Annotated in this window: 13 protein-coding genes; 9 read left to right on the forward strand and 4 right to left on the reverse strand. The window is 65.0% G+C overall.

Annotated features, from left to right (window positions below; translation table 11 throughout):
* The 4 genes from R3280_RS14080 to R3280_RS14095 all read left to right on the forward strand — a co-directional run.
* Positions 1–453, forward strand: a 453-nt coding sequence (locus R3280_RS14080) for a P-loop NTPase (protein WP_318999246.1), incomplete at its 5' end; no start/stop codon positions are given.
* A 114-nt stretch (positions 454–567) separates the two neighbouring features.
* Positions 568–1,134, forward strand: a complete 567-nt coding sequence (dcd, locus tag R3280_RS14085; RefSeq protein ID WP_318999247.1) for a dCTP deaminase — start codon at positions 568–570, stop codon at positions 1,132–1,134.
* 30 nt (positions 1,135–1,164) lie between these two features.
* Positions 1,165–1,764 (forward strand): YjaG family protein, encoded by a 600-nt coding sequence (locus tag R3280_RS14090; protein ID WP_318999248.1) that lies wholly within the window; start codon positions 1,165–1,167, stop codon positions 1,762–1,764.
* Positions 1,765–1,805: 41 nt separating this feature from the next.
* Entirely contained in the window at positions 1,806–3,083 is a 1,278-nt protein-coding gene (locus R3280_RS14095; RefSeq protein WP_318999249.1) for a valine--pyruvate transaminase, read from the forward strand.
* On the opposite strand, the gene R3280_RS14100 is transcribed toward R3280_RS14095, so the two are convergent.
* The 3 genes from R3280_RS14100 to purM form a co-directional block, all read right to left on the reverse strand.
* Entirely contained in the window at positions 3,080–4,003 is a 924-nt protein-coding gene (locus R3280_RS14100; protein ID WP_318999250.1) for a DUF3108 domain-containing protein, read from the reverse strand. The genes R3280_RS14095 and R3280_RS14100 overlap by 4 nt on opposite strands.
* Before the next feature lie 94 nt (positions 4,004–4,097).
* Positions 4,098–4,757: a phosphoribosylglycinamide formyltransferase gene (gene purN / locus R3280_RS14105; protein WP_318999251.1), complete on the reverse strand. Its 660-nt coding sequence runs from the start codon at positions 4,755–4,757 to the stop codon at positions 4,098–4,100.
* Positions 4,754–5,818 (reverse strand): phosphoribosylformylglycinamidine cyclo-ligase, encoded by a 1,065-nt coding sequence (gene purM, locus R3280_RS14110; protein ID WP_318999252.1) that lies wholly within the window; start codon positions 5,816–5,818, stop codon positions 4,754–4,756. Before purM ends, purN begins: the two co-directional genes overlap by 4 nt.
* Before the next feature lie 179 nt (positions 5,819–5,997).
* Here purM and R3280_RS14115 point away from each other — a divergent pair, with 179 nt between their 5' ends.
* From R3280_RS14115 to R3280_RS14135, 5 genes are all read left to right on the forward strand, one after another.
* Positions 5,998–7,323, forward strand: coding sequence for a DUF2066 domain-containing protein (locus tag R3280_RS14115; RefSeq protein ID WP_318999253.1), 1,326 nt, complete (start codon positions 5,998–6,000; stop codon positions 7,321–7,323).
* A gap of 24 nt (positions 7,324–7,347) precedes the next feature.
* Positions 7,348–7,905, forward strand: coding sequence for a CDP-alcohol phosphatidyltransferase family protein (locus R3280_RS14120; protein ID WP_318999254.1), 558 nt, complete (start codon positions 7,348–7,350; stop codon positions 7,903–7,905).
* Entirely contained in the window at positions 7,887–8,600 is a 714-nt protein-coding gene (gene hda / locus R3280_RS14125; RefSeq protein ID WP_413468785.1) for a DnaA regulatory inactivator Hda, read from the forward strand. Before R3280_RS14120 ends, hda begins: the two co-directional genes overlap by 19 nt.
* A 72-nt stretch (positions 8,601–8,672) precedes the next feature.
* On the forward strand, positions 8,673–9,467 hold the full coding sequence (locus R3280_RS14130; protein ID WP_318999255.1) for a ParA family protein: 795 nt from the start codon (positions 8,673–8,675) through the stop codon (positions 9,465–9,467).
* A gap of 41 nt (positions 9,468–9,508) precedes the next feature.
* Positions 9,509–9,829: a YqcC family protein gene (locus R3280_RS14135; RefSeq protein WP_318999256.1), complete on the forward strand. Its 321-nt coding sequence runs from the start codon at positions 9,509–9,511 to the stop codon at positions 9,827–9,829.
* Between the two features lie 24 nt (positions 9,830–9,853).
* Here the strand turns inward: R3280_RS14135 and R3280_RS14140 are convergent.
* Positions 9,854–10,246 (reverse strand): EAL domain-containing protein (locus tag R3280_RS14140; protein WP_318999257.1); only part of this gene is annotated, 393 nt, incomplete at its 5' end.

The following is a 10,246-nucleotide window of genomic DNA, read 5'->3' on the forward strand; positions in this document are numbered from 1 at the left end:
ATGCCCCCGGGTACCGGCGACATCCAGCTCACCCTGGCCCAGAAAGTGCCGGTCACCGGAGCGGTGGTGGTGACCACACCGCAGGACATTGCCCTGCTGGACGGCAAGAAGGGCATCGAGATGTTCCGCAAGGTGGACATCCCCGTGCTGGGGGTGGTGGAGAACATGAGTGTCCACATCTGCAGCAACTGTGGCCACGAGGAGCACCTGTTCGGTGAGGGCGGCGGCGCCCGCATCGCGGATGAATACGACACCCGCCTGCTGGGCCAGTTGCCGCTGCATATGACGATCCGCGAGCAGACTGACGGTGGCACGCCGTCGGTGGTGGCGGAGCCGGACTCGGAAGTGGCCCGCCGCTACCGGGATATTGCCCGCCGTGTGGGTGCGGTGCTGTCCCAGCAGGCCCGCAACCTGAGTTCGCCGATCCCCAGTATTTCCATGACCGACGACTGACCGGCGGGGTACCGCCCGGGCGCCAGGTTTCTTGGCGTTGGCGCCGTTCTGGCGGTAATATACGCGCCGGTACGGTCGCCCCGACATCCCTGACATCAAAACGAGATTGCAGCAATGACCATCAAGTCCGACAAGTGGATACGCCGGATGGCGACGGAACACGGCATGATCGAGCCCTTCGAGGCCGGTCAGGTGCGGGAGTCCTCCCGCGGCCGGGTGATTTCCTACGGCACTTCCAGCTATGGCTACGACGTGCGCTGCAGCAACGAGTTCAAGATCTTCACCAACGTGCATTCCGCCACGGTGGATCCGAAGAACTTTGACGACAACAGCTTCGTCAATGTCACCAGCGATGTCTGCATCATTCCGCCCAATTCCTTTGCCCTGGCCCGGACTGTGGAGTACTTCCGGATTCCCCGCAACGTGCTGACCATCTGCCTGGGCAAGTCCACCTACGCCCGCTGCGGCATCATCGTCAACGTCACGCCGCTGGAGCCCGAGTGGGAAGGTCAGGTGACCCTGGAGTTCTCCAACACCACCAACCTGCCGGCCAAGATCTACGCCAACGAGGGTGTGGCGCAGATGCTCTTCTTCGAATCCGACGAGGCCTGCGAGGTCAGCTACAAGGACCGAGGCGGCAAGTACCTGGGTCAGATCGGCGTGACCCTGCCGCGGGCCTGAGCCCATCCAACGTTCGTTCGGGAGCCAGCAGTGAACGCCAACCAGTTTCTCAAGGCGGTGGAGCAGTTGCAGGGTTGGCGGGAAACCGCCTTCCTGCTGGCGCTGGCGGAGCGTGGCTTTGTCAACTATGCGCTGTTTTCCGACGCCATCGGCATGAAAGGCGGCGCCAAGATGCGGCTGATCCTGGACCAGGCCTGGGATCTGCTGCAGCGGGACAACGCCGAGGCGGCGGTGCCGCCCCTGCTGGCACGGCTGGAAGCCCTGTCGCCGGACGTGGAGAAATACGATGCCTATGGTGTCTACCCGGCGTTCGATTTTTGCCGGCTGCTGGAGCAGGCCCTGCTGAGCCGGCTCAACCCGGACCGCCACCGCGCCAGCGAGGCCTCCCAGTGGGCCACCGCCACGGTGATGAATTTCATCGAGGTGAGCGAGGCCGGGGACCTGGACGAGGACGCCCTGGTGCGGTTGCTGGAGCAGCACGAGCTGATGAAAATCGACAAGGCCTTCCAGCGCGACCTGGTGCTCTCGGTCAAACGCCAGCGCACCCCCACCGAGGAGTTCATCGACAGTCTCAAGGCCCGCGCTGCCAATGAGGGCGTCAGCAACCTCGGCATCTCACTGAACGACTGAAACGGCTAGACTCTCGTCAGGCCCACAGACAAGACCGCATTATGAAGCTTTCCGCCTTTGGTCAGAAGTTTACCGCCGACGCCGGCATCACCTCCCTGATGGACGACCTGGGTAATGCCCTGGCCTCCGGCGATGACATGATCATGATGGGCGGCGGCAACCCCGGCCAGATTCCGGAAGTCCAGGAGCGGCTGCAGGCGATTCTGGCCCAGATCAGCCAGGACGCCGATGCCACCCGGCGGATGGTGGGTATCTACGATCCGCCCCAGGGCGAGAAGCAGTTCATCGCCGCCCTGGTGGATCTGCTCAATGACGAGTACGGCTGGGGCCTGACGCCGGCCAACATCGCCCTCACCAACGGCAGCCAGGCCGCTTTCTTCATGCTGTTCAACATGTTTGCCGGTGACTACGGCAACGGCCAGCACAAGCACGTCCTGCTGCCCCTGGCGCCCGAGTATATCGGCTATGCCGATGCCGGCATCGCTCCCGATCTGTTCCGGGCGGTGCGGCCGGAGATCTCCTTCACCGGACCCCACGAATTCAAGTACCGGGTGGATTTCGACGCCCTGGAGGTCAGGGCTGACACCGGTGCCATCTGTGTGTCCCGTCCCACCAATCCCACTGGCAATGTCATTACCGATGACGAAATGTCCCGGCTCGAAGCCCTGGCGCGAAGCCATGATGTGCCGCTGATCGTGGACGGCGCCTACGGCACGCCGTTTCCCAGTCTGCTGTTCGTGGACGCCGAGCCGCGCTGGAATGAACAGATCATTCTCTGCCTGAGCCTGTCGAAGCTGGGCATGCCGGCGGCCCGCACGGGTATCGTCATTGCCGCCGAACCGGTGATCAAGGCCCTGTCCGGTATCAACGCCATCATGAACCTGGCCACCGGCAGCTTTGGCGCCATGCTGGCGGAGCCGCTGGTGCGTAGCGGTGAAATTCTGCCCATGAGCCGTGAGCTGGTGTGCCCTTTCTACCGGGCCAAGATGGAGCGGGCCGTGAACGTGTTTACCGAGGCCATGGGGGAGGACTGCCGCTGGTATATCCACAAGCCCGAGGGCGCGATGTTCCTGTGGCTCTGGTTTCCCGACCTGCCGGTCAGCAGCCTCGAGCTGTACCAGCGTCTCAAGGCCCGGGGCGTGCTGGTGGTATCGGGTCACTACTTCTTCCCCGGTCTTGCCGAGGACGGCTGGCGCCATCGCCACGAGTGCCTGCGAGTGACCTATTCCCAGGACGACGACCGGGTGGCAGAAGGGCTCCGGCGCATCGCCGACGAAGTCCGGGCGATCTGGCTGGAACATCCGTCGGTATCCGCCTAGTCGGCGATGACGGCCTCGTCCACATTGATCTCGTAGCGACTGCCGTCCTTCTCCACCTGCACCAGTTTCACCAGCAGGTAATCCAGCTCCGGCACGAACCACATCAGGGTTTCCCTTTTGTTGGCGGGCGCCCGGACCTTCTCCAACTTGACGGCCGTGACCCGTCCGACACGGGTGTCCAGTGTTTCCTCGCCGATCACCGCAAACACGTCCTGATCGAAGGTGCCTTTCTCGGTGACCTGGTATTCCATCTGGGTCTTGCCCGCTTTCAGGTCCTGCCGCAACTGCAGCTGATAACCCAGCGGGTCGAGCGCGCCCGGCGGCAGCTCGAGGTTGACGCTCCGGCCCTCGTAGTGCCCGCTGACCACGCCCCGGTCCCAGTCGTAGTCCAGCTGCCGCGTACGCTCACGGATCATGAAGCCGGACAGCCGGTAGCGGTAGCTCAGCGGTATGACATTATTGTCCTGCCAGCGGAAGTGCAGGGATTCGGTGATGTCGGCGATAAGGGAGTCCACGTCGAACTGCAGCATCCAGGTGCCGTCCGGCTGCAGCTTCAGGGTGCGTACCGCCGAGCCTTTCAGCGCCACGCCCTTGTCCAGGGCGGCGCTGTAGCGGGCCACCATGGGTGTCAGGGAAATCGGCTCGGGAGGAGGCGGCTCGGCGCTGTCGGTATCGGCGCTGTCGGGGGCTGGCTGAGACTCGGCTGCGGGCTCCGCCGAGGGCTCTGCTGAACCCTCCGCTGAAGACTCTGCTGAACCCTCCGCTGAAGGCTCCGCTGAAGGCTCCGCTGACGGCTCCGGTACGGATTCCGGTACGGATTCCGGTTGCGGCTGTGGCGCACCGGCGTGAGCGCTGGCGGCAGTGAGCGTCAGCGTCAGGATGAGGCATTGGAGGAAAGCACGCGGAAAATCGCGGAACATGTCGGGCTCCTCTCGGGGCGTCGTGCAAGCCTGCTTATTCATCCGAATCCTACCGCCGGCACCGGCCCAACGGATACCCCGATTTCCTTACTGATTATTCACCCAGGTAGAACGGTTGGGGCAGGGGCTCGCCGTCGAACAGTACCTGCTCCCCCGCCAGTTGCAGGCGGCCCTCGCAGAACCAGCGCACCACAATCGGGTAGAGCACGTGCTCGCGCTGCTGGACACGCTCCGCCAGGGATTCGGCGGTGTCGCCGGGCTGGACTGTCACTTCCGCCTGGGCAATCACCGGCCCGCCGTCCAGGTCCTCGGTGACAAAGTGAATGCTGACGCCATGGAGCCTGTCGCCCGCTTCCAGCGCCCGGCGATGGGTATTCAGGCCCGGGTACTTGGGCAGCAGCGAGGGGTGGATGTTGAGCATGCGGCCGTGAAACGCCCGCACGAAGTCGGTGGTGAGTATGCGCATGAATCCGGCCAGCACCACCAGGTCCGGGGCGTAACGGTCAATCTCTGCCCGCAGCCTGCCGTCGAAGGCCTCGCGGCTGTCATAGCGGGTGTGGTCGACGGTAAAGGTTTCGATGCCGGCGAGGGCGGCGCGCTCCAGGGCAACGGCCTGGGGGCGGTTGCAGCCCACAGCCACGATGCGGCCGGGAAAGTCACGGGCCGTGGTGGCGTCAATCAGGCTCTGCAGATTGGTGCCGGCGCCCGAGGCCAGCACCAGAATCCGCGGTTCGGTTACGTCGTGCGCCATCATGCCTTGAGCAGGCCCGGGGCGTAGCGTACTTCCGGTTCGGCGTCCTTGTCCGCCAGGCTCTCCACCCGGCCCACCTGCCAGGCGGTCTCGCCAAGGGCCGACAGGGTGTCGAGGGTCAGGTCGAGCTGGTTGGCAGGCACGCAGACGATCATGCCGATGCCGCAGTTGAAGGTGCGGTACATCTCCCGGTCGGCAACGCCACCGGCGTTCTTGAGCCACTGGAACACCGGCGGCAGGGTCCAGCTCTCGGTATCCAGTGCCGCGCAGGCGCCTTTGGGCAGGACCCGGGGAATGTTCTCCGGCAGGCCGCCGCCGGTGATGTGGGACAGGGCCCGTACATCCACCGTCTTGATCAGCTGCAGCAGGTTCTTGACGTAGATCCGGGTAGGCTCCATGAGAGCATCCGCCAATGGCCGGTCGCCCACCAGCTGGTCAAGATCGGCCTGACTGACCTCCAGAATCTTGCGGATCAGGGAGTAGCCGTTGGAATGGGGGCCGGAGGAGCCCAGGGCGATCAGCACGTCATCGGCCTGGACCCGGCCGCCGTCGATGATCTCGCTGCGCTCGGCGATGCCGACGCAGAACCCGGCCAGGTCGTAGTCGTCGCCCTCGTACATGCCGGGCATTTCGGCGGTCTCGCCGCCCACCAGGGCGCAACCGGAGAGCTCACAGCCCTTGCCGATGCCGTCCACCACATTGGCCGCCACGTCCACGTTGAGTTTGCCGGTGGCGTAGTAGTCGAGGAAAAACAGCGGCTCGGCGCCACCCACCACCAGGTCGTTGACACACATGGCCACCAGGTCGATGCCGATGGTGTCGTGGCGCTGCAGCTGCATGGCCAGGCGCAGCTTGGTGCCGACGCCGTCAGTACCGGACACCAGCACCGGCTCGCGGTAGCCGGCGGGTATGGAAACCATGGCGCCAAAGCCCCCGAGGCCGCCAAGCACTTCCGGGCGCCGGGTTCGGGCGGCGGTGTGCTTGATCCGGTTTACCAGCTCGTTGCCGGCATCAATGTCGACGCCAGCGTCGCGATAGGTCAGGGAGGGCTTGTGTTCGCTCATGGGGTGGTCCACCGCCTTGGTCAGAGATAGGCGCCGGATTTTAACAGCTGCGCCCAGGCGCTCCAAATTCAATTGCGGTCGCCACCGTATTGACGCCACAGAACGGCGGTGTGGTCGCTACTCAGTGCCGGGACCATGGTGTATCCTAGGCGCCATTCGCAGGAAACACAGGGTGACCCATGGCTTTTCTGGCTCGGTTGAAACGACAGGCGGGTTTGCTGGCGCTGCTGCTCAGCGGCTTCAGCCTGCCACTTGGCGCGGTAACGGTGGGGGGTCTCTACACGGTAGAGGTTCCGGTCGCCAGCTCCGCGCCCGACGACCTCAAGCAGGGCTATCAGGAAGGCCTTAAGCAGGTGCTGGCACGGGTGTCCGGCCAGGGTGACCTGGGCGCCCAGGGCAATCTGGACGAGCTGCTGGGGCGGGCCGAATCCCTGGTGCAGTCCTATCAGTTCCTGCGGGCTGATGAAGAGAACCAGTCCGACCGGCTGCGCATGACCTTCGGAGCGGTGGGCGTGAACCAGGCCCTGGCCTCCATCGACGTGCCGGTGTGGGGCGCCAATCGACCCCTGACCCTGGCCTGGATTGCGGTGGAGGCCCCCGGTGGCCGCGAATTGCTGGTTCGCCCGGATGCTGATGAGCCCGATTCGGCGGAGAACGCCGATGGCGGGCGCCAGGCCTTCGATGAGGCCGCCGCCAGCCGCGGCCTGCCGCTGGTATTGCCGCCGGCAGACCGGGCCGACAACGGTCGCCTGCTGTCCGAGGTGTGGGGCCAGTTCATGGGGAGTATCAAGGAAGCGTCCGAAATTATTGACCACAATCTGCTGGCGGTGGTCAAAGTCAACCGCACCGGCGGCACCTGGCAGGCAGCATGGCGGCTGGAGGGCGAGGGCATCGAGAGTACCGAACAGGCGATCAGCGGCGCCAGTCCCCAGGCTGTGGCGCAGAAGGTCGTTGGCGCCTGGGCCGATCGCCTGGCCGAGCGCTACGCGGTGGCGGCGGGCGATATCAGCGATTCGGCCCGGGTGGATATCCTGGTGGAGCCGGTGGACTCACTGCGGGACTACGCTCAGGTGATGGCGGCGCTGGGCAAGATGACCCCTGTGGTCGCGGTCAGCCCCGTTCGGGTCAGCGCCGAACGCATCACCCTGAAAGTGTCCTTCAGCGGCGAGCTGTCGCAGCTGCAGCAGTATATCGCGCTGGACCCGCGCTTCACCGAGTGGCGCGGTGCCGAAACCTCCGGCCCGCAGAACCGTCCCGCTCCCAGGCAGGATGGCGCCGATTTCCCGTTGGCGGTGACCCAGCCGCCAGCCGGCGAGGGCCAGACCGCGCCACGGCAGCAGCCTTGGGATGACGGTCAGGCCGGCGATCTGGATCAGCTGTTTCAGTACCGCCCCCTGGAGCTGGCGGCGGAAGACCGGGAGCAGGCCTTCGAATCGCTCTATCAGACCCTGAAGTACCGCTGGCGTGGTGAGCCGGTCGTCCAGCCCTCAAACCCGGGGAACTAAGCCTAGACAGGGAGCGGACCCGCAATGACGAGTGACCAGTGGCGCTGGATCCCGAACGCACTGACGCTGTTGCGGATTCTGCTGATCCTGCCGTTCGCCATGGCGCTGCTGGAGGCCCAGTACCGTCTGGCTCTGCTGGTCTTCGCGGTGGCGGCGCTCAGCGACGGTTTCGATGGTTTCCTGGCGCGCTATTTCGGCTGGCACAGCCGGCTGGGGGCCATTGCCGACCCGCTGGCTGACAAGGCCCTGCTGATCACCGCCTACCTGGTGCTGACCGTCACAGGTGTGTTCCCGACCTGGCTGTTCGCGCTGGTGCTGGGCCGGGACCTGGTGATTGTGGCCGGAGCCCTGGCGTATCACTATTTCGTCAACCGGTTCGAGATGCAGCCGAGCTGGTTGGGCAAGTTCAACACGCTGATCCAGATTCTGGTGGTGCTGGCGGTCATTGTTCTCAAGGCCGGCCTGCCCATGCCGCCCTGGGTGCTGACCTGGGGTGTCGACCTGGTGGCCGTGGCGGCCGTGGTGAGCGGGCTTCATTACGTCATTGTCTGGACAGGGCGAGCATGGCAAGCGCGACAGTGATAGGTCATCCCCAGCTTACTCTGGGTGTACGCCTGCGGGACGACGCCCGCTTCGAGAACTTTCACGGCGCCCGCAATGCCGCGCCGGCAGCCCGTTTGCGCCAGTGGCTGGCGGCCGGTGAGCCGCCGGTGCTGGTGCTGTGCGGGGAGCAGGGTACCGGCAAGAGCCACCTGCTCCAGGCCGCCTGTTTCCAGACAGAGCAGCAGGGTGACACGGCAGTCTGTGTCAGCCTGGCGGAACTGATGCAGTTCGAGCCCGGCGTGCTGGCCGGACTGGAGCATCACCAGCTGGTCGCGCTGGACGATCTGGACAGGGTCGCCGGCCGGCGGGAGTGGGAGGAAGCGGTCTTTCACCTGTACAACCGTATCCAGGATGCCGGCCACCGCCTGCTGGTGGCCCTGCCGGATCTGCCGGCTCAGCTGCCACTGGTGCTGGGGGATCTGGTGTCCCGGTTACAGCATGGCCTGTTGCTGCAGCTCGGACGCTACCAGGACGACGACCACCTGCGCATCCTCCAGGCCCGGGCGGAACAGCGGGGCCTGGTTCTCGGGGACGAGGTGGCCGGCTACATCCTGAAACGGGCGCCGCGGGAGCTGGGGGCGCTGCTGGCGATTCTGGACCGGCTGGATGAAAATTCGTTGCGGGCCCAGCGTGGCCTGACCGTGCCATTCGTCAAATCCGTGATGGGATGGTAGGGAAGCATTGCGTGGCGGTCACCGGGAGCGGTGGCCCACCGAAGACCAAGGAAACCTGAGTCAGGGGGCATTATGAGACGAGTGGTATTCAATCAGAAAGGGGGCGTTGGCAAGTCCAGTATCGCCTGTAACCTGGCCGCCATGAGCGCGTCCGCAGGCCGGCGCACCCTAGTGGTGGACCTGGACCCCCAGGGTAACTCCACCCATTACCTGCTGGGAAGGCCCGCCAGTGAGCTCAAGGACACGGTGGCGGACCTGCTGGAGCAGACCGTGGCCTTCACCGTCTTCAACCGTCGGCCTGACGAGTTTGTCCACGCCACCCCGTTTGACAACCTCTTCGTGCTGCCCTCCAGCCCCGAGCTGGATTTTCTTGAGCGCAAACTGGAGGCCAAGCACAAGATTTACAAGCTCCGGGAAGCCCTCAAGAAACTCGGGGAGAATTTCGACGAGATCTACATCGATACGGCGCCATCACTGAATTTCTATTCCCGTTCGGCCCTGATCGCCGCCGATCGCTGCCTGATTCCCTTCGATTGCGATGATTTCTCCCGTCAGGCCCTGTACAGCATTCTCGGCGAGATCCGTGACCTGCAGGAAGACCACAACCCCGACCTCAAGGTGGAGGGCATCGTCGCCAACCAGTTCCAGCCCCGGGCGTCGCTGCCGCGGCAGCAGGTGGGGGAGCTGACCGAGGAGGGGCTGCCGCTGCTGCCGGTGCGGCTGTCCAGCTCGGTCAAGATGAAAGAGTCCCACCAGGCCAGCCAGCCGCTGGTCTACTTTGCGCCCAAGCACCCGCTGACCCTGCAGTACCAGGATCTGTTCCGGCTGCTCAACGGCGAGACGGTGGCCACCGAACCACTCAACTAGCAGCCCGGAAGGCCGGTTACCGGGCCAGCAGGAGGAATAGAATGGACAGTTTTACCCAGGTGGCAGACAGCCTCCTCGGTATCGAAGCCGAAATGCGGCGGCTGCAGGTGTGGTCCAGCACGCCGCCTTCGCCCCAGGCCCTGCGCAGTACCCAGCCGTTCTGTATCGACACCCTGGAATTCACCGAGTGGCTGCAGTTCATTTTTCTGCCCAGGATGAAGGATCTGGTGGAGCAGGGCGAAAGTCTGCCGACGGTCTCGGGCATCGCCCCCATGGCGGAGGAGCACTTCAACGCCCGCCCGGAGAACGCCGAGCGCCTGATTCGCGAGCTGGAAACCATCGACCGCCTGCTGTCCCGCTGAGCGGGTGTTTCGCCACGCCCAGGCCTAATCGTCGCGACGGCCGGTGTTGTTGTTCAGGAAAGGCAGGCTGAACTGGTCCGCCGGTAACAGGCTGTGGCCATTGCGCAGCCGGCGGAACAGCTGCCCCAAATCGTCGCTGGACACCGCCGGACAGAAGCGATGGCCCTGCACCAGGTGACAGCCGGCATGGCGCAGGAAGGAGTCCTGGTCGGCGGTTTCCACGCCGGAGGCCGCCACCCGGAGGGAAAGCTGGCGCGCCAGGTTGATCAGGGTGTGCACGATGGCGGCGGTGTTTTCTTCCTGGGGGGCATGCTGCAGCAGGTGCTGGTCGATCTTGACCTGGTCGAAAGGCAGATCCCGCAGCAGGCGCAGGGACGACAGCCCACTGCCGAAGCGGTCGAGCACCAGGCCGATCCC

It is taken from the genome of Marinobacter sp. (assembly GCF_033722195.1).
Lineage (GTDB): Bacteria > Pseudomonadota > Gammaproteobacteria > Pseudomonadales > Oleiphilaceae > Marinobacter.